The sequence below is a fragment of the Pseudarthrobacter sp. S3 genome (assembly GCF_050156905.1).
Classification (GTDB): domain Bacteria; phylum Actinomycetota; class Actinomycetes; order Actinomycetales; family Micrococcaceae; genus Arthrobacter.
This window is the reverse complement of record NZ_CP189583.1, coordinates 2898316-2916504: the sequence shown is the minus strand read 5'-3', so window position 1 is coordinate 2916504 and position 18189 is coordinate 2898316. Positions and strand designations below refer to the sequence as shown.

17 protein-coding genes are annotated in these 18189 nt (G+C 65.7%); 8 read left to right on the top strand and 9 right to left on the bottom strand.

Features of this window, described 5'->3' with window-relative positions:
* Positions 1-114 precede the first annotated feature (114 nt).
* Complete coding sequence (locus ACQCSV_RS13945) at positions 115-1047, top strand: hypothetical protein (protein ID WP_354153479.1); 933 nt, start codon at positions 115-117, stop codon at positions 1045-1047.
* Here ACQCSV_RS13945 and ACQCSV_RS13940 read toward each other — a convergent pair.
* The 3 genes from ACQCSV_RS13940 to ACQCSV_RS13930 form a co-directional block, all read right to left on the bottom strand.
* Positions 1037-2512 carry a cryptochrome/photolyase family protein gene (locus ACQCSV_RS13940; protein WP_426938625.1) on the bottom strand — a complete coding sequence of 492 codons (1476 nt, stop codon included), beginning with the start codon at positions 2510-2512 and terminating at the stop codon, positions 1037-1039. The two genes, ACQCSV_RS13945 and ACQCSV_RS13940, sit on opposite strands and share 11 nt — an antisense overlap.
* Before the next feature lie 144 nt (positions 2513-2656).
* The gene (locus ACQCSV_RS13935) at positions 2657-3442 is read right to left on the bottom strand and encodes a PspA/IM30 family protein (protein ID WP_354153481.1); all 786 of its coding nucleotides are present in this window, start codon (positions 3440-3442) and stop codon (positions 2657-2659) included.
* 110 nt (positions 3443-3552) lie between these two features.
* Complete coding sequence (locus tag ACQCSV_RS13930) at positions 3553-5598, bottom strand: TPM domain-containing protein (protein ID WP_426938624.1); 2046 nt, start codon at positions 5596-5598, stop codon at positions 3553-3555.
* Between the two features lie 286 nt (positions 5599-5884).
* Between ACQCSV_RS13930 and ACQCSV_RS13925 the strand changes: the two genes are divergently transcribed.
* The 4 genes from ACQCSV_RS13925 to ACQCSV_RS13910 all read left to right on the top strand — a co-directional run bounded on the left by ACQCSV_RS13925 (position 5885) and on the right by ACQCSV_RS13910 (position 10311).
* Complete coding sequence (locus ACQCSV_RS13925) at positions 5885-7492, top strand: trypsin-like peptidase domain-containing protein (RefSeq protein WP_426938623.1); 1608 nt, start codon at positions 5885-5887, stop codon at positions 7490-7492.
* Between the two features lie 268 nt (positions 7493-7760).
* On the top strand, positions 7761-8561 hold the full coding sequence (locus ACQCSV_RS13920) for an electron transfer flavoprotein subunit beta/FixA family protein (RefSeq protein WP_354153781.1): 801 nt from the start codon (positions 7761-7763) through the stop codon (positions 8559-8561).
* A 14-nt stretch (positions 8562-8575) separates the two neighbouring features.
* Positions 8576-9529: an electron transfer flavoprotein subunit alpha/FixB family protein gene (locus tag ACQCSV_RS13915; RefSeq protein WP_426938622.1), complete on the top strand. Its 954-nt coding sequence runs from the start codon at positions 8576-8578 to the stop codon at positions 9527-9529.
* Positions 9530-9531: 2 nt separating this feature from the next.
* Complete coding sequence (locus ACQCSV_RS13910) at positions 9532-10311, top strand: PIG-L deacetylase family protein (protein WP_354153485.1); 780 nt, start codon at positions 9532-9534, stop codon at positions 10309-10311.
* A gap of 115 nt (positions 10312-10426) precedes the next feature.
* On the opposite strand, the gene ACQCSV_RS13905 is transcribed toward ACQCSV_RS13910, so the two are convergent.
* The 4 genes from ACQCSV_RS13905 to ACQCSV_RS13890 form a co-directional block, all read right to left on the bottom strand.
* Positions 10427-11305 (bottom strand): anti-sigma factor, encoded by an 879-nt coding sequence (locus tag ACQCSV_RS13905; RefSeq protein WP_354153486.1) that lies wholly within the window; start codon positions 11303-11305, stop codon positions 10427-10429.
* A 1-nt stretch (position 11306) separates the two neighbouring features.
* Positions 11307-11915 (bottom strand): ECF RNA polymerase sigma factor SigK, encoded by a 609-nt coding sequence (sigK, locus tag ACQCSV_RS13900; RefSeq protein ID WP_282328840.1) that lies wholly within the window; start codon positions 11913-11915, stop codon positions 11307-11309.
* Between the two features lie 192 nt (positions 11916-12107).
* Positions 12108-12575, bottom strand: coding sequence for a tRNA (cytidine(34)-2'-O)-methyltransferase (locus ACQCSV_RS13895; RefSeq protein WP_354153488.1), 468 nt, complete (start codon positions 12573-12575; stop codon positions 12108-12110).
* 15 nt (positions 12576-12590) lie between these two features.
* Positions 12591-13550 (bottom strand): J domain-containing protein, encoded by a 960-nt coding sequence (locus tag ACQCSV_RS13890; protein WP_354222963.1) that lies wholly within the window; start codon positions 13548-13550, stop codon positions 12591-12593.
* A gap of 260 nt (positions 13551-13810) precedes the next feature.
* Between ACQCSV_RS13890 and ACQCSV_RS13885 the strand changes: the two genes are divergently transcribed.
* Positions 13811-14401: a hypothetical protein gene (locus ACQCSV_RS13885; protein WP_354222961.1), complete on the top strand. Its 591-nt coding sequence runs from the start codon at positions 13811-13813 to the stop codon at positions 14399-14401.
* A gap of 9 nt (positions 14402-14410) precedes the next feature.
* Here the strand turns inward: ACQCSV_RS13885 and ACQCSV_RS13880 are convergent, their stop codons facing one another.
* A complete protein-coding gene (locus ACQCSV_RS13880) occupies positions 14411-14839 on the bottom strand; it encodes a hypothetical protein (RefSeq protein WP_426938621.1) in 429 nt (142 codons plus the stop codon).
* A gap of 90 nt (positions 14840-14929) precedes the next feature.
* Between ACQCSV_RS13880 and ACQCSV_RS13875 the strand changes: the two genes are divergently transcribed.
* Together ACQCSV_RS13875 and ACQCSV_RS13870 are read left to right on the top strand one after the other, a co-directional pair.
* Positions 14930-15592 (top strand): helix-turn-helix domain-containing protein, encoded by a 663-nt coding sequence (locus ACQCSV_RS13875; protein ID WP_354222957.1) that lies wholly within the window; start codon positions 14930-14932, stop codon positions 15590-15592.
* A 55-nt stretch (positions 15593-15647) separates the two neighbouring features.
* Positions 15648-16880 (top strand): cysteine desulfurase family protein, encoded by a 1233-nt coding sequence (locus ACQCSV_RS13870; protein ID WP_354222955.1) that lies wholly within the window; start codon positions 15648-15650, stop codon positions 16878-16880.
* Here ACQCSV_RS13870 and ACQCSV_RS13865 read toward each other — a convergent pair.
* Positions 16856-18127 (bottom strand): FAD-dependent oxidoreductase, encoded by a 1272-nt coding sequence (locus ACQCSV_RS13865; RefSeq protein ID WP_354222953.1) that lies wholly within the window; start codon positions 18125-18127, stop codon positions 16856-16858. The genes ACQCSV_RS13870 and ACQCSV_RS13865 overlap by 25 nt on opposite strands.
* Between the last annotated feature and the right edge of the window lie 62 nt (positions 18128-18189).

Genomic DNA, 18189 nt, shown 5'->3' with positions numbered 1-18189 from the left:
CGGCATGACGCCGGTCGGGGTCTTCTTTTGCCCGATTACACGTGGTTCCTAGTATTCTCGTTCGCAAAGCCCTTTGAGCACCTGGTCAGTCATTCTCGAGAGGAATGTTGTTCGATGTCCACACCCACGAAGAAGCCCGGCTCCTCGACAGGCAAGCGCTCCGGGCTCTACTGGGGTGTTCCTGCCGCGCTCGTAGTGCTGGTGCTGGTGGTGCTGCTGGCGAAATGGATGACGGGCCTTCCTGCGGTGGCCTCGTTCCTGGCGGACTATCCGGGGCATTCGGAACTCCCTGAGGGCGCGCCTGTCGGATTCCCGACGTGGCTGGCCTGGCAGCATTTCCTGAATGGTTTCTTCCTGCTGCTCATCATCAGGACCGGCTGGCAGGTGCGGACCACCAACCGCCCCACCGGCCACTGGACGCGCAACAACAAGGGCCTGCTCAAGACCAGGAACGCGCCCACCAAGATCACGTTGGAGCTTTGGTTCCACCTGACGCTGGACGCACTGTGGATCCTCAACGGACTGGTGTTTGCCGTCCTCCTGTTCGCGACAGGACAGTGGACCAGGATCGTCCCCACCAGCTGGGATGTCTTTCCCAACGCGCTGTCCGCAGCCTTGCAGTATGCATCCCTGAACTGGCCCACCGAAAACGGCTGGGTCAACTACAACGCCCTGCAACTGCTGACCTACTTCCTTACCGTCTTCATCGCTGCGCCGCTTGCCTTCATCTCGGGCATCCGGACGTCCTCCGCCTGGCCCAAGAAGGCTGCCGCGCTGAACAAGGCGTACCCGATCGAGCTGGCGCGGGCCATCCATTTCCCCGTCATGATTTACTTCGTGGCTTTCATCGTTGTGCATGTCTTGCTGGTGTTCGCCACCGGGGCCCTGCGGAACCTGAACCACATGTACGCAGTGTCCGACGGCGACGGCTGGCTCGGCTTCTGGATCTTCCTTGTATCCGTGGCCGTGATGGTGGCGGCATGGTTCCTCGCCCGGCCCATCTTCCTGCGCCCCATTGCTTCCCTGATGGGCAAAGTCAGCCGCTGATTTCCGGGCCGGTGGGCGCGTCCCGGCCTGGCTGGTCCTCCCGAAGCTTCTGATAGATCGCCAGCGCACGCTCCCTGGACTCGGGGAGTCCCACCACGGGCGCGGGATAGCCCTGGCCATCGGGATGCTTCCACGGTTCATGGATGGCCTTGCGGTCCATCTGCGCGAGCTCCGGAAGGAACGCGCGAAGGTACCGGCCCTCGGCGTCGAACTTCTTGCTCTGCGTTACCGGATTGAAGATCCGGAAGTACGGGGACGCGTCGGCGCCTGAGCCTGCCACCCACTGCCAGTTAGCGGGGTTGCTCGCCGCATCGGCATCCACCAAGGTGTCCCAGAACCACGCCTCGCCCAGGCGCCAGTCGGCCAGGAGGTTCTTGACGAGGAAGGACGCCGCGGCCATCCGGACCCGGTTGTGCATCCAGCCCGTCTGCCACAGCTGCCGCATCCCCGCGTCCACCAGCGGATAGCCGGTTCGGCCCTGCTGCCAGGCGCCCAGTTCCGCCGCGGTGGGTTGCTGCCATTCGAACCGGTCGAAGTCCGGCCGATAGTTTCGGGTAGCCAGCTGGGGGTTGGCATAGAGCAGCTGCCAGCAGAACTCCCGCCAGCCCAGCTCGGAACGGAAGATCCCGACGTCGGGCGTCGTCTCGCGGGGGAAGTGGCGGCGGAGCTCATGCCAGACGCGGAACGGACTGATTTCACCAAATCGGAGGTGGGGGGACAGCCTGGAGGTGCCGTCCACCCCGGGTATGTCGCGCCCGGTGCCGTAATCCTGTGCGGGCCCGTCCAGGAAGTCCTCAAGCCTGCTGTGTGCTCCGGCCTCCCCTGGTTCCCAGGTCGCAGCCAGTCCGCCGCTCCAGTCCGGCGAGACGGGCAGCAGTGACCACTCCGCCAGTGCGTCGCTGCCGGCCTGCGTCTTCGACCCGGCAGCGGCAGGGGAGGGCAGGCCGGCCGGTGCATCCAGTGGCCCTCGGGGCTCGCCGGACGCTGTGCAGGCCCGCCAGTAGGGCGTAAACACCTTGTAGGGGCCGCCTGTTCCGGTGGTGATGGTCCACGGCTCGAAGAGCAGGTTGGCCTGGAAGCTGGCGGCTTCGATGTCATTCGCGGTTGCCCAGGCCTTTATATCGGCGTCCAGGGACCGCTCGGGACCGCCGTAGCGCCGGTTCCAGAGCACATGCCGCGCGCCGGTTTCGGCTATGAGGTCCCGGATCACTCGGCGGGCAGGTCCGCGCCGGAGGGTGAGTGCGGACCCGGACTCGGCAAGCGCCGCTGCCAGGGACGTCAGCGAGTGGTGTAGCCACCAGCGGGCCGCGGCTCCCAATGGACGGATTCCGGGGGATTCCTCGTCGAGGATGTAGACCACCGTGAGCGGGAGGCCGAGTTTGACGGCGTGGGACAGTGCGGGGTTATCGTCCAGCCGAAGGTCGTCACGGAGCCAAACTAGGGAGGATGAGACGAGGGAAGCCATGGCCTCCACGCTACACATCCGCGACCACGGCCGCACCGGGGCCGGTTGCACTACCGGTGGGAGGTGCTGTCCGGGCATAGCAAGGGCCGGGGTTCATGATGAACCCCGGCCCCGGCTGGCCCGCTCAGCGGCGGACGCGGCTGGCTACAGCTTGTCGAAGCCGGCTTCGTCGACTGTGGACTCGGACCTCGCGCCGGAAGCGCCGATGGCCGGTTTGGCACCGCCGGATTTCAGCGCTGCCAGGCGTGCCTCGATTTCCACCTGCTCGCCAAGATCTTCCAGCTGATTGAACTGGGCGTCCAGGCTCGACGCGGCAAGCTCCTGCTGGCCGCGGACCTTCGCCTCTTCGCGGCGGATTTTCTCTTCGAAACGGCCAACTTCGCTGGTGGGATCCATGAAGTCGATGCTCTTGATGGCATCGTGCACCTGGGACTGTGCCGCGGCCGTCTTGGAGCGGGCAACCAGCTCGTTACGCTTGCTGGTCAGCTCGTTGAGCTTGCCCTTCATCTGGTCCAGGCCCGACTTGAGCTTGTCCACTACCTCGGTCTGCGAGGCGATGCTCGGCTCAGCACCCTTGGCTTCGCTTTCCGCGGACATCTGGCGCTGCAGGGCTACCTTGGCGAGGTTGTCGAACTTCTCGGCGTCTACGCTGTCGCCGGCGCTGCGGTATTCGTCAGCCTTGCGAGATGCGGCGAGGGCCTTGTTGCCCCAGTCCTGGGCGTTCTTGATGTCCTCGCGGTAGTCATCCTGGAGCATACGGAGGTTGCCGATGGTCTGGGCGACTGCGGATTCAGCCTCCGCAATGTTGTTGGTGTAGTCCCGGACCATCTGGTCCAGCATTTTCTGCGGATCCTCAGCATTGTCCAGCAAAGTGTTGATGTTTGCCTTTGCCAGCTGTGCGATCCGGCCGAAAATGGACTGCTTAACCATGGTGTTACCTTTCGTCCTGCTCAATGGTGGCCACTGAGATCAGTGAACAGTTGTTGTACCGCTTGTTTCGCCGGCAGGGTGATCCCGTCCGGCGCCTAGCCTGTGATGGGTCAGAAGTCCCCGCCGCCGCCGGAATCGCCGCCCCAGCCGCCGCCCATATCGCCGCCGCCGGAGTCACCGCCCCAGCCGCCGCCGTCACTGTGGCCACCGCCCCAGCCTCCGCCGCTGCCGCCATTGAGGATGGAGTTGATGAGGATACCGCCAAGGATGGCGCCACCGAGGCCGCCACCGCCTCCGCCGCGACCGCCGAACATGCCCCCGCCGCCGAAGCCCTGGTTGGCGTAGCCACCAAAGTTGTCGACGTCGGCCTGGGCGAGCTGCGCTGCCTGGGCCGCGAGGGCGTGGGCCTGCTGGGCGTACGTGAGGGCAGTAACGGGATCGTTGCGGGAGATGGACAGCGCGTAGTCGAGGTTGCGCTGGGACTCGGCGAGCCGGGTACGGGCTTCCGTGCCTACGCCGCCACGACGGGCAGTGATGTAGTCCGACGTGGCGCCGATCTGGGCCTGGGCCGACATGATGGTCTGCTGCAGTGACGCCTGGGCGCGGCGGGCCTGGTCCTGCTGGTTCCGGATGCCGGTGAGGGACTGGTCCAGCGCCTGGTGCGCCGTCTCAACCCGCCGCAGGGTGGCGATGGGATCGATCTTCCCGCCCTGGATTTCGGCCTTGACCTGGCCCAGCGCGGCTTCAACGCCGGCCACCGGGCCGGCCAGTTCGGGGTGTTCGCCGGACTGAATCATGGCCTTCGCCTGCGCGAGGTCCTGGGAGGTCTCAACGACGGCCGCCTCCAGGCCGGTACGGGCTTCATCAAGGCTGGCAGAAACCTTGGCGATGGCGTTCAGCAGCACGTTGGTCTGGTGCAGGCTCTCTTCAGAGGCCCGCACGGCGACCGCGGCGAGGCTGCCCTCGCCTGCGGTGAGCTTCTCCTGGGCGGTGGCCGTGGCATTTTGCACAAAGGCCAGCCGTTCCTTGGCTTGGGTGATGTTGTCAGCGACCTGCACCAGCGCACTGTCTGCATACTTGGCACGCAAAGCCGTCAGTGACTGTTCGGCGCTGGCGATCTTGGCGTCGGCTTCGTGGGCTCCGGCGCTGATGGCCGCCAGTGCCTGCGGGGCGTTCTTCTCGAGCTCGCGGAGCGAATCGAAGTCGGCCTTCTGTTCCTGAAGCGAGCTAAGCGCTGCCTCTGAACGGCGGATGATTTCGCCGAGCCAGCTGCGCTGCTGTTCTTCCGTGTCAGGGATGTGGTCGTCAAGCTGCTGCTGGAGCTTGAAGGATTCTGACATGTGGGCTTTGGCCTCGGCCAGGGCCTTGGTGAAGTTCCCCACCGCGGCATCGCCGTACTGGGCCTCCGCGAACCCAAGTTCCTGTTCGCTGGACTTGATGGCGTCGTCGGCCTCGATGATCAGCGAGCCGCTCCTGCGCCGGAGTTCCTCGATGCTGAGCGAGGCCAGCGGATCGAGCTCGGCACCCTGGGGACCGTAGCTGGCGCTGGACGACAGAGCGGCCTTCTTGCGCCGGTTGCGGAGGTACAGATAGGCGCCAGCCCCACCGGCGGCTACGACGCCTACGCCGACGAGGACCCCAGCGTCGGCCCCGTCACCTGGGACGTTGCCGTTGCCACCGCCTGCGGCATCGCCGATGGCTGCAGCGGCGTTAATTGCCGCTTGGGCGTAGTCGTCATTGGCCAGCTGCGGGCCGATGGCTTTGCTCTTGATGTTTTCAATTTGGGCGGTGCTGATCTTGCTGCCACCGGGTTTATTCAGGATGTACTGCCTGGTCTCGGTAGCCACCGCAAAAATCAATGCGTTAGGTCCGAGGTTGGCCTTTTTGGCTACCTCGTCCGTCCACGCTTCGCGGTCGGTTGGGTTTTCGAACTTCTTGACAGTGACAACATGGAGAACGGTGGCGTGATCGGTCCCCAGCTTCTTGATTGCTTCCTGTACATCAGCCTTCTTCGAACCGAGAACGCCGGCAGAGTCCACAATCTTGGTCGCCGGATCCAGCGTCACGGGCGGTTCAGCCCAGGCCGCCCCGGCAGGAACCGCGAGCAGCCCGGTCAGGCCGATCACGGCGAGGATACGTTTGAACTTTGACCGCATGTGCAACCCTTCAGCACGACTGACACCGATTCGGGACGAATGAGCGTCTCAGAATGCAGCAGCGCCCCCACGCGTGGTGTAAAGCCGCAGGTCGCTGTGGCATTTCCTTTTGATTCTATGGTGCACCTCCTGGTGCGTCCACAGCGGCGAATATGCCACCAGCGAAACCCCCGGAAGAGCCTGTTGGCGGCGGAATTCGGCCTCCCAGCAACCTCCCAGCCAACGTTCGCCCCAGTTCCAGCCAGACGGTACATAGTTAATGCAGACGAGGATGAAAGGAAGTCCAATGACTGAGAACCCAACCCAGGGTGCAGCGCCGGAGAACCGCAAACCGGATGAGAACCGGAATGCGGACCAGAGCCCTGCGGAGGTCCGCAGTGACGCTGCCGGTCAGGCTAATCCAACCGAGAAGCTGGACCGATCCGGGGCACCCGATAACCCCACCCAGCCGCTGCCGGGTGCGGCCCGTCCGGGTTATCCTCCCCGCGAGCCCTTCTATGGCCAACAGACGCCGAGCCAGCACAACCCGGGCCAGCACAACCCAGACCACAACGGTCCGGGCCAGCACAACCCAGACCACAACGGTCCGGGCCCTTACAACGCAGTCCCATATAACGCGGGCCCGTACAACGCAGTCCCATATAACGCGGGCCCGTACAACGCTGCCCCGAACCCGGCCGACGCGCCCCGCCGAAAAGCCTCGTTCGGCGTCGGCACCCTGGTGGCAAGCATCCTGGCCGCCGGCCTCGTGGGTGGCGGCGTAGCCACAGTGGGTTCGGGCAACCTCTTCAACAGCGGATCCTCGTCGGCGGCGAGCAGCAGCAGCCAGCCTGACACCGTCATCGTGAACAACAGGGACGACGTCAACGCCATCACGGCAGCAGCGCTGAAGGCTTCCCCCAGCGTGGTGACCATCAGCGCTTCCAGCGGCAGCTCCGGCGGGACCGGCTCGGGCATCGTCCTGGACGACCAGGGCCACATTCTGACCAACACGCACGTGGTGACCCTGGATGGCCAGAGCGCCAACGCGGCCCTTGAGGTCCGCACCAGTGCGGGCAAGGTCCTCAAGGCCACGCTCGTGGGCACCGACCCGCTGTCTGACCTGGCGGTCATCAAGGTGGATAACGCGTCCGGCCTCACCCCTGCGACCCTCGGAGATTCCGGCAAGCTCAATGTGGGTGACACGGCCATCGCGATCGGCTCCCCGCTTGGCCTGACCGGCACCGTTACCGACGGTATCGTCTCAACGCTGAACCGGACCATCAGCGTTGCCTCGTCGGCGGCACCCAAGAACGGTGACAGCAGCTCGCAGGGCGGCGATCAGGGCTTCCAGTTCGCGCCGCCAAACGGTGGCCAAGGCCAAAGCACCGCAAACCAGGGGTCCATCTCCATCAATGTGATCCAGACGGATGCCGCCATCAACCCCGGCAACTCCGGTGGTGCCCTGGTCAACAGCAAGGGCGAGATCATCGGCGTTAACGTGGCCATCGCGTCCGCTGGCTCCGATTCCGCGTCGAGCGGCAACATCGGTGTGGGCTTCAGCATCCCCATCAACAACGCCAAACGGGTGGCGCAGGAGATTATCGACACCGGCAAGGCATCCCACGGCCAGTTGGGTGTCAGCGTTCGGGACAAGTCATCCAGCGGGACCACCTCAGGGTTCTCCGTCGGCGCTGACGTGGCCACGGTAGAGGCAAACTCAGCGGCAGCCAAGGCAGGCATCAAGGTGGGCGATGTGGTGACCAAGTTCAATGACCTGGTCATCAGCGAGCCCAACCAGCTGACCGCGGCCGTCCGCGAGCAGGCCGGCGGCTCCACCGTCAAGCTCACGGTCCTGCGCAACGGTCAGGAACAGACGTTCGACGTCACGCTTGGCACCGCAGCGGACCAGTAGGGACTGGGCAGCAGGACGAACGGCCAACCATAAACAGCGGACGACGGCGGGGCTCACCAAGGTGATCGCCGCCGCCGTCGTTCGTGTTCCCCGTGTTCCCAGTGCGCGCAGGGCAGGGCCGTGACACAGGCGTTAACGGGACGGCAACGGGGGACGGCTATATGGTTAGCTAGGATCTACCCGTACCCCGGGCGTTCCGAGGCCATGACCCTATCCGGCTGGCTGTCCACAAGCATGGAAGGCTGCTGTAAATACAGTGGAAGAGACATTGAAGATCATCGTCCTGGTCAAGCATGTACCGGACGCACAGTTTGACCGTCACCTCACCGGCGAGGGCTACACGACGGACCGTGACGAAAGCATCCTTTCCGAGCTGGACGAGTACGCTCTTGAGGCCGCTTTGCAGCTGGCTGAGGCCCGCGGTGGCGCCAAGGCCGGCAACCAGGTCATTGCGCTGAGCATGGGCGCGTCCGGTGCGGTGAACGCGGTGAAGAAGGCACTCCAGATGGGCGCCACCGAAGGTGTGCACCTCACCGATAGTGGGCTGGCAGGTTCAGATGCCGCCGCCACGTCGCTGGCGCTCGCGGCCGCCATCCGCCACCTGGGAACCGGCGCCCCGGTGGACCTTGTCCTCACCGGCATGGCGTCCACCGACGGCGAGACGTCATTGGTGCCGGCCCAGCTCGCCGAGCGACTGGGCCTGCCTCAGGTCACCTTCGCGTCTTCGCTAACGGTCGACGGCGGGCGGCTCACCGCGCGCCGCGACGCTGACACCTACTCGGAGACCGTCGAAGCTTCGCTGCCCGCGGTGGTCTCCGTGACGGACCAGATCAACGAGCCGCGCTACCCTAACTTCAAGGGCATCATCGCGGCCAAGCGCAGGAGCATCACTACCCTGTCCCTGGCCGACATAGGAGTTGATCCCGCGCACGTGGGGCACGCCGGATCCTGGACCACGGTAACAGCTGCCGAGGAACGCCCGCCGCGCACGGCTGGAACCATCATCACCGACGAAGGCGACGCCGGAGTCAGGCTCGTCGACTTCCTGGCCGCCCAGAAGCTGCTCTAAGAGGGATCACAGACATGGCAAACGTACTCGTATTCATTGACAACCCCGGCGACGCCCTGAAGAAGAGCACCCTCGAACTGCTTACCCTGGGACGCTCCCTCGGCGAGACCGCTGTTGCCCTGAACGGCGAACTGCATCAAGGTGTTTCGGCCACGTTCGCCGAATACGGCGTCAGCGCCGTTTTCCGGCCCTCCGCCCAGGACCTGGATGACTACCTTGTCTCGGCGAAGGCAGCCTATCTCGGTGCTGCCGCCAGCGCAGCCGGTGCGGGCACGGTCCTCCTGGACAACTCGCCCGAAGGCAAAGAGATCGCGGCGCGGCTCGGCATCCGGCTCAACGCCGGCGTCATCACTGACGTTGTGGCGGTTGACGCCGATGGTACGGCGCACAAGTCGGTCTTCGCAGGTTCCTACACCACCGCTGCCAGGGCCACCACGGCGGTTTCCGTCCTGACGGTGAAGGCCAACAACGTCACGCCCGAGCCAGCATCCGTGGTTTCCGCTCCGGAGACGTCTACCATCGAAGTGCCGGCGGATGCCACCACCACGGCGGCCCGCATCACCGCCCGCGAGCTGAAGGTGGCCAGCGGCCGCCCTGATCTTTCGGACGCCCGCATCGTGGTGGCCGGCGGACGCGGCGTGGACGGCGACTTCGGTCCCGTGGAGCAGCTTGCGGACGCCCTCGGTGCTGCCGTCGGCGCCTCCCGTGCAGCCACGGACGCCGGCTGGATCAGCCACGACGCCCAGGTTGGCCAGACTGGCAAGACCGTGTCGCCCCAGCTGTACATCTCCGCCGGCATTTCCGGAGCCATCCAGCAGAAAGCCGGGATGCAGACAGCGAAGGTCATCGTGGCCGTGAACAAAGACGCCGAGTCGCCGATCTTCGAAATCGCTGATTTTGGCATCATCGGGGACCTCTTCGACGTCCTTCCGCAGGCCACCGAAGAAATCAAGAAGCGAAAAGGCTGACCTTGGCCCACGCCGCTGCCTCAGCACAGAGCCCGTTCGACCCGGACATCCACCGGATTGGGCGGGTGCTCTGTTTCGCCGCCCATCCGGACGACATCGACTTCGGTGCGGCCGGCACCATCGCCGCCTGGACGGCCGCGGGGATCCAGGTCAGCTACTGCATCATGACCGACGGCGACGCGGGCGGCTTCGACCCTGCGCAGCGGGTGGAGATCATCGCGCTACGGGCGGCCGAGCAGCGCCGGGCCGCCGCACTCGTGGGTGTAACCGAAATCCACTACCTCCATGAGCGCGACGGCTACCTGGAACCGACGCATGAGGTGATGAAGGGTGTGGTCAAGCTGATCCGGCAAATCCGTCCCGACGTCGTGCTTTCCATGCATCCGGAACGGAACTGGAACCGTCTGCAGAAGAGCCACCCGGACCACCTCGCTGTGGGGGAGGCGGTGACCCGGGCCGTCTATCCTGCAGTGGAAAACCCGTTCGCCTATCCCGAGCTGGCTGAGGCCGGCCTTGAGGCTTATAAGCTGCCGTGGCTGTGGCTCTACGCCGGGCCGGAGGAGCGCGAGAACCATGTTGTGGACGTTACCGACCATGTGGACGCCAAGCTTGAGGCAATCCACGTGCACGTGAGCCAGCATCCCGACGTCGCGGCCATGGAATCAGCGGTGCGCAGCGGCATGCACGCGAATGCCCGGCGTGCGGGCTTTGTCGAGGGCCGCAGCGCCGAAGCATTCCACGTGGTTGCCGTCAACGGCCCAGGGACGATCGCCGGGTTCTAGGATTTCCGGTGGTGGCGCGGCTGGCCTTTGGCGCAGCCCCTGAGTTTTTGTCCAGATAACGTGCCCTAAACGCCGTCTGAGGCACATTATCTGGACAAAAACTCGAAGGGTTTGCTCAGGCGCCCAGAGGTGCGGCAGCCACGGTGGGGAATGTCGGGGTGGCCGAGCCACCCACAGGCTCCACGGTGATGCCGAGCGCTGCAGCGGACGCAATGCCTTTCACCACAGCAGGCTTCGACAGGGCAGCTTCGTCCATCAGGCCCTGGGAAACTGGTGCCGAGCCGTCCTTCGGGATCAGCCACATCTGGTAGACCTTGCCGGCCGGCGGCGCGGGTACACCGTTCATCTTGACCACCACGGCATCCTTCGATGAAGAAATCAGCACGGTGGCAGTGCCGCCGGCGGAGACGGGTACGGATGCTTCGCGGACGTCGCCGGCCCGGACCACCTGGTTCAGGGGGTCGTTCTGGTCTGCCATGTACGCACCCACTCCCACGCCACCGAGGGCGATCACGCCGGCGGCTGCCACAGCGGTGAGCCAGCGGCGGGCGCCGGCGGGCCGGCGTCGTTCTTCCCGGCGGACCCGGGCCGCAGCGAGCTCATCCGAGCCATCTGCCGGCGACTGTGTTGCCGGCGTGGCCGTGGCGGCAGGGGCCGCTGTGACTGCGGCGGGCCCATCGGCTGGCAGCTGCGCGAGCGACGGCAACTGCGACACGATGCGGGCGAAAAGGTCAGCGGGAGGCTCGGCCTCAGCCGTGAAGGACGTCGCGAGAGTCTCCCGGGCCTGGCGGACACGCTCAAAGAAGGCGCTGCGCTCGGCGTCGGGCGAGGCCGAGATATAGCGCTCAATAGCGGCGCGTTCGGTATCGGTGATCGCGTCCAGAGCATAGAGCTCGGCGAGATCCACGGCCCGCCCGGATTCGAGGTCGGCAGCGATCTCAGTTCCGAAAGAGCTTGGACGGCGGGGGCCTCCCTGACTATTCATTTCTGTCATCTCAACTCACCCCCAGACAGGTTTTCAAGCGGATCAGTCCGTCGCGGATGCGGGACTTGATGGTGGGTACTGCTGCGTTTAGCTTTTCCGCGACTTCGCGGTAGGTGAGGCCGCCGTAGTAGGCAAGCCGCACGGATTCCTGTTGTGTATCGGTCAGCGTTTCCAGGCACCGGACCACTGCCTCGGCCTCGAGCCTGCTGTCCACCTCGGCGGAGACGGAGTCGTGGTCCACGTCCTGGCTGCTGGCACCGTACTTCGCCTCGCGGTCGGTGGCCGACTGCGAGGAACGGACCTTGTCCACGGCCCGGCGGTGCGAAATGGTCATCAGCCAGGAGAGTGGACTGCCTGCTTCCGGGTTGAACTTCGCGGCGTTTTGCCATACTTGGAGGAAAACCTCCTGCGTGCTGTCTTCGCTGAGTTCGGGATCGATGAGCACTCGCCGGGCCATGCCGAAAACCCGGCGGGATGTCAATTGGTAGAACTCGGCAAACGCGGCCTGGTCGCCGCCGGCTATGCGTGCCAGCAGCCCGGCCAAGCGCTTGCTGAGATCCGCCGGTGTGTCTGTTACTGCGGCCGGGGCCTCGTAGTTTGGCGCGTTCGGAGTTTCCATCACTACCCAGCATAGGTCGCCCGGCGGTAAAACCTGAGCATTCCGTCCGGTGCTGCCCATGGGAAAGGGGAAAGCCGGCGGCTTAGCCCGCCTCGTCTCCAACAGTGTCACCTACCGCTCCTTCCTCCTCGCCCCGGAATTGCTGTCAGGAGTAATTCGGTGCCGGCGGCCCGGGGGATGGGCCGAGGGCGCTCAAATCTGGGCGCCGGAAAATCCCTGTTGCCGCCAGGCCTCGTAGACCGCAATGGACGCCGCGTTAGCCAGGTTCAGGGAACGCAGGGACGGAAGCATGGGGAGTCGCACGGTGGCCGTGACATGCGGATCGCTCTTGAGGTTTTCAGGCAGGCCAACTGATTCCTGGCCGAACATCAGCACGTCGCCCGGGCAGTAGGCGATGTCCGCATAGCTGGCGGTGCCGTCCGAAGTGAAGGCGTACACACGCTCCGGCTGCAGTTCGCGCCAGGCATCCTCGATGTTTTTGTGGACGGTGACGACGGCGAGGTCATGGTAGTCCAGCCCGGCGCGGCGTAGCTTGGCGTCCGAGAAATCAAAGCCGAGGGGTTCCACCAGGTGCAGTTGGGCGCCGGTAATGGCAGCCAGCCTTATTGCGTTGCCGGTGTTGCCGGGGATTTCGGGGGCATGGAAGAGGATTCGGAACACGATCCAATCCTAGTCTCAGTGCATCCCGCGAAGCAGCCTGGCGAGCACGGACACATTGACTGTGTTGGGCGTGGGGCCGGCGGAGAGAAATTGTTTGAGGCCGCGGACCAGGCCCGCTGCGTTGACCACCTGAATGGCTTCGGAGGTGTTGGCTGTTCGCCGGTGGCGGTCAATGACGGGTTCGTGGAGGTTGCCGTCGGCGCTGTGGATGACCGTCCAGCCCGTGACGTTCAGCTCCGGGAAGATGTCCTGCATGGCCCGGACAACATGGGCAAGCTGCGGCGGCGCGATGGAGCGTCCGCCGTGCTTCAGCGTCTGTCCGTCCCAGGCGTAGGCCCCCTTTGGCAGCAGCATGGACCCGATCAGCGCCAGCCGGTAGCCGGACAGGAGCGCGTGGTCGATGTGGCTGTTGTCGGCCGGCGACTGCAGGCCGTTCACCAGCCGGGCCGCAGGGACCGCGGGCAGGACCTGGCGGGTGATGAGCTGCACGGTGCGCAGTTCGCGCTGGATTCTGGCCTCAGCGCCAAAAATGCCCCGTTTCCGTGGCGTCCCGTGTACCTGCTGGCTGGCTTGGGCGAACGGGATCAGCGGCACCGTGCCGGACGCCTCGAAAGCCGCAGCATCGTAGGAAGGGAAGTAAACGGGCGGGTCACCCGCGGTATTGCGGGGCGTGGTGGTCCTGTGCACGGTGGCCGAGGCATGGGTGCCCGCCGCCGGCGCATCAAAATGCGGTCCGGCCGAATCATCGATGTCGCGGGAAGTCCTTGCAGCATAGGAGCGGTCGTAGGCCTTCCGGCGCGTGGGGTCCATCAGGGTTTCGTATGCTGCCGTCACCTGCCGGAAGGCTGCGGCATCTCCGCCATGGTCAGGATGGGCCTTTCGTGCGGCCCGGCGGTAGGCCACTTTGATCTCCTTGTCGGTGGCTGTCACGGCGACTCGGAGCACCTCGTAGTAGGAGCTGCTGCTCTCGGTCAAACACTCATCCTCTTCTTCGTCTGGCCAGTCCACCGCGGGCAGCCCGGTGCGCCCAGTTTACGGCCTGCCCACACAACGTCTGCCCACACAACGTCTGCGCCAGCGCCAGCAGTTCCCGCGGCCGGCGTCTTGACTCTTTGAGGGTGGCGGCAGGCTGGCCGTCCGGGCGAACATGTTGGGGTGGACGTGAAGGCACAGGCGGCTGCACTCGTGGGGGGGCGCTGCTTGGCGTGACAGCACTGGGAGGCTGCAGTGTTGGCGTGCCCGATCCGGCCGCCCCAAAAGTGGAGCCCACCGGCACCGCCCTGGCCACCCCTAGCATTACCCCTGGCCATGACGCAGAAGCGGTGGCCGCAAAGGACATGCCGTTCTCCGCTGGCGGTTCCCTGGCCGCCGGAGTCCCCGTGGGGATCTCGGACGGACTGAAGGAAATGCCCGGCTGGCAGCAGGTCAAGGAGGACGTGGCTGGCGAGAGCCAGTATTTGAAGGCTGATGGCTGTCTGGTGGCGGCCAAGGTCCGTACCAACCAGGTGCCGCTGGCGCGCCAGGACGATAAGGAGTCAACCATTGGCCTCTTCACGTACCTTGATCCGAGCATCCTGCCCGGTTACCTGAAGACCCAGTCAATGCGGTGGGGCGGTGAGGGTGGCGAGCCGGGGCCAGCGGCCGAGGTGCTGGTGCTGGAGAAGCCCGGCCAACCAGGCGTCAGGTCGACGGCGGTGATGGCCAGGGTGTTCGGTGCCGCCGCATCGTCGGTCTACATTTCCGTGGCCTGCCCGGACGACGCCACACTGGCAGCCGCCCGGGCCGACGTCGCAGGACGCCTCCTTTTGGTACCGCCGTCGAATTAGCCGTGCCGGTTACTTGCCGTGCCTGTGCCAGGACCCGGCAGGTGACAGGCGGTTCAGGGCGAGCGCGGCCACGAGCAGGCCGAAGTCCCTCAAGGCAACGTCGTAGAAGCTGCCCAGGACCAGCAGGTTGATGATGATGCCCAGCAGCCAGACGGCAATCAGCACGGAGCCGAAGCGTGGACGGACCGCCACCGCAATGCCGGCGATAATCTCCACGACGCCGACGAGGTACATATAGGTCTGCGCCGACACGGGCACCACAGCAGTGGCAACCGGTGCCAGGTAGATGGCCCAGTCCGTCAGGATGTTGGTGAACTTGTCCAGACCGAAGAGAATCGGCGCGACGGTGAAGACGGTGCGCAGCAGGAAGAACGCCTGCCGGTCCGGTGCCACCGACTGAAGCTGGCCGCCTGCGTTGATTTTCGCGTTGGTTGTCATGGTGGACTCCTTCTAAAAGTAGGTATCATTATTTTAGAAACATGGGTTGGATTAAGCGATGGATGTTGTTTTTAGAGTGAGGGGTACAGCGTGCGCAGACTTCCGTGGGGCCGCCGCATGGCGGCTGTCGCATCATTGGGCGACGAGAAGCGCCGGCAGATTTTTGAGCTGATCGCCGCCTCGGATGCCGCAGTCGGGCGCGATGACGCAGCGCTGGCCCTTGGGCTGCCGAGGAGCACGGCATCCTTCCACCTCGACAGGCTGGTCCAGGACGGACTGCTGGCGGTGGAATTCCATAAGGCTGCCGGGAAGTCTGGTCCCGGTTCCGGACGGCCGGCGAAAATGTACCGGCAGGCAACGAGCGAGGTTGGTGCCTCCGTGCCGGACCGCAACTATGATCTCGCCGCTGAGCTGTTGGTCGCGGCGATCGAGCATTCCACAGCGACCGGCGGCCCGGTGGGCGGTTCCCTGCTGGCCGCGTCGTTCGGCAAGGGTCAGGCAATGGCCTCCGGTGCAGCCAGCCTGACGGACTTCCTCGAAGGAGAAGGCTACGGGCCACGGCCTGACGGCGCGGGCGGTTTCGTCCTAATGAACTGTCCGTTCCATCGGCTGGCGGACAGGCACCCGGACGTGGTCTGCGCCATGAACGGGTCGTTTCTGCAAGGAGCGGCAGTGGCGTGTGGGGAGCAGGAGGAGCGGGTGGCGCCGAACAGTGAGCCGGGCCAGTGCTGTGCCAGAATCACCCCGCCCTGACGCTTGATCGGCCAATGCCGCGGATGTGCGCCATGTGCGCCGCTAGAATTGAGGCGTGCCCGTCTACCTCGATCATGCAGCCACCACGCCACTTTCTGCCGCGGCGCTGGCGGCCCTGACCCGGGAACTTTCCCGCACGGGCAATCCTTCGTCCCTGCACGGCTCGGGCCGCCGGGCCCGCCGCTCCGTTGAGGACGCCAGGGAAGCCATCGCGACGGCGGCAGGCGCCCATCCCTCCGAGGTCATCTTTACGTCCGGAGGCACTGAATCGGACAACCTCGCGGTCAAGGGCCTGTACTGGGCCCGTTCCGGCGAGGACCCGGCACGGCGGCGCATCCTTTGCTCCGCCGTCGAGCATCACGCCGTGCTGGACACCGTTGAATGGCTGGAGCGGCACGAGGGCGCCAGTGTCACCTGGCTTCCGGTCGACAGCGAAGGCGTGGTGGACCTGGATCTCCTCGCCGCCGAGCTGGCCCGGGACCCTGGGACCATTGCGCTCGTGACGGTGATGTGGGCCAACAACGAGGTGGGCACCATCCAGCCGGTCCACAGGATTGTGGAGCTGGCGCATGCCGCCGGGGTGCCGGTTCATTCGGATGCCGTGCAGGCCTTCGGCTCGCTGCCGGTGGATTTCAAGGCCTCCGGACTGGACGCGATGTCGGTTTCCGGGCACAAGATCGGCGGACCGGTGGGAGTCGGCGCACTCTTGTTGGGACGGGCCGTCAAGCTGACCCCGGTGCAGCACGGTGGCGGCCAGGAACGCGACGTGCGCTCCGGGACGCTGGACACGGCGTCCATCGCCGCCTTCGCTGCGGCCGCCCAAACCGCCGCCGCACAGCTCGCCGCGGAGTCTGCGAGGATTGCTGCCCTGCGGGACAGGCTCATCGACGGCGTTCTTGAGCTGGTGCCCGAAGCTGTGCTCCGTGGCGCACCGGGGGAGGGGCGGCTGCCAGGCAACGCACACTTTACGTTCCCTGGCTGCGAGGGGGATTCCCTGCTGTTCCTGCTGGATCTGGCGGGGGTGGAATCCTCCACGGGATCAGCCTGCACGGCCGGTGTCCCACGACCGTCCCACGTGCTGCTGGCCATGGGGCTGGACGAGGCGACGGCCCGCGGTGCGCAGCGCTTCACGCTGGGGCACGCCTCCGCCGAAACGGACGTGGATGCCTTGTTGACGGCGCTCCCCGGCGCGTACCAGCGTGCCCGCCAGGCTGGGATGGCCGGGCATGAATCCTCGATCCAGACTGCGGGAACGGTAGCGCGTCAGGCGTCCTCCGGCAGGAGCTGATCAAGCCCAACGGAGTTGTCGGCCAGATGCTCTGCCGAGACGGGCTTCCTGGCCGAGATGAGGGCCTTGATGGTTTTCTGCGCGCCAGGCTGCGGCTTCCGCGGCCAGTTGACGCTCATCCCGGCCACCACCCTGGAATCCTGCTGCCAGAACGCGATGAACTCCTTGTCCGCCAGCGATCCCCGGATCACCGGCTCAGTGCCGGCAGCCAGGGCCGGGAAGCCGGAGTACTCCATGCTGACGTCGTACTGGTCGGTGTAGAAATAGGGAATCGTGCTCAGGACCGCGTCCTGGCCGAGCATGGCCCTGGCGGCCACCTTTCCGCCGTTCAGGGCGTTGGACCAGTGCTCGCTGCGGTGGTGCTGGCCGGTGAAGGGGTGCAGGGCGTTGGCGATGTCGCCGGCGGCAAAAATGCCGGGCGCGCTGGTCCGCAGGGAGGCGTCTGTGAGGATCCCGTTGTCCAGGCTCAGGCCGGCCGCCTGGGCGAGGCCGGTCTCCGGAACCACGCCGACGGCGATGACTACGAGGTCCGCCGGGATCACCTCTCCGGTATCGGTGATCACCCCGGTGACTGCGCCGCCGTCGCCGGTGATTTCCCGCGCTGAGGCAGGAAGCCGGAAGCTCACGCCGTTGGCTTCGTGGAGTACGCGGAAGAACCTTCCGAGGTCGGGACCGATAGCCCCGGCCAGGGGGATCTCTTCCAGACCGAGGAGGGTGACGTTGTTGCCGTACGTGGCGGCAGCCGCAGCAAGTTCCATGCCAATCCAGCCGGAGCCGATCATCACCACGTTCAGGCCGCCCGTCGCGAGGCTGCTGCGTAGCCGTCGGCTGTCATCGAGGGTGCGGAACGTGGACACGCCGGCAAGGTCGCTTCCCGGTAGGCGCAGGGTGCGGGGCGTCGCTCCGGTGGCGAGCAGCAGGGAACCGTATGCCAGTTTGCTTCCGTCGTCCAGTTCCACCGTCCTGGCGTCCGGCCGGATGCCCGTGACACGGGCACCCAGGCGGAGGCCGACGTCGTTCTCCGCGTACCAGCCTGGCGGCACCACCGGGACGGCCTCCTCGCCGGCCTTCCCAAGAAGATACTCCTTGGATAAGGGCGGACGCAGGTAGGGATGATGGCTCTCGGCGCCGATGATGGTCACCGGGCCGTCGAACCCTTCCGCCCGCAGGGTCTTGGCCGCGGTGGCCCCGGCGAGTCCGCCGCCGGCAATCACAATGCCCCCCGCGGTCTCAATGTCTTCAGCCATGTCCGCCCGATTCCTGCTGGTGCGTGCTCGAATTCTAAAACTGTATATTCTGACTTTAGAAG

Coding starts and splice junctions, on each gene's coding strand:
- ACQCSV_RS13945 (WP_354153479.1), top strand. CDS start 115: ATGTCCACACCCACGAAGAAGCCCGGCTCCTCGACAGGCAAGCGCTCC.
- ACQCSV_RS13940 (WP_426938625.1), bottom strand. CDS start 2,512: ATGGCTTCCCTCGTCTCATCCTCCCTAGTTTGGCTCCGTGACGACCTT.
- ACQCSV_RS13935 (WP_354153481.1), bottom strand. CDS start 3,442: ATGGTTAAGCAGTCCATTTTCGGCCGGATCGCACAGCTGGCAAAGGCA.
- ACQCSV_RS13930 (WP_426938624.1), bottom strand. CDS start 5,598: ATGCGGTCAAAGTTCAAACGTATCCTCGCCGTGATCGGCCTGACCGGG.
- ACQCSV_RS13925 (WP_426938623.1), top strand. CDS start 5,885: ATGACTGAGAACCCAACCCAGGGTGCAGCGCCGGAGAACCGCAAACCG.
- ACQCSV_RS13915 (WP_426938622.1), top strand. CDS start 8,576: ATGGCAAACGTACTCGTATTCATTGACAACCCCGGCGACGCCCTGAAG.
- ACQCSV_RS13905 (WP_354153486.1), bottom strand. CDS start 11,305: ATGACAGAAATGAATAGTCAGGGAGGCCCCCGCCGTCCAAGCTCTTTC.
- sigK (WP_282328840.1), bottom strand. CDS start 11,915: ATGGAAACTCCGAACGCGCCAAACTACGAGGCCCCGGCCGCAGTAACA.
- ACQCSV_RS13880 (WP_426938621.1), bottom strand. CDS start 14,839: ATGACAACCAACGCGAAAATCAACGCAGGCGGCCAGCTTCAGTCGGTG.
- ACQCSV_RS13865 (WP_354222953.1), bottom strand. CDS start 18,127: ATGGCTGAAGACATTGAGACCGCGGGGGGCATTGTGATTGCCGGCGGC.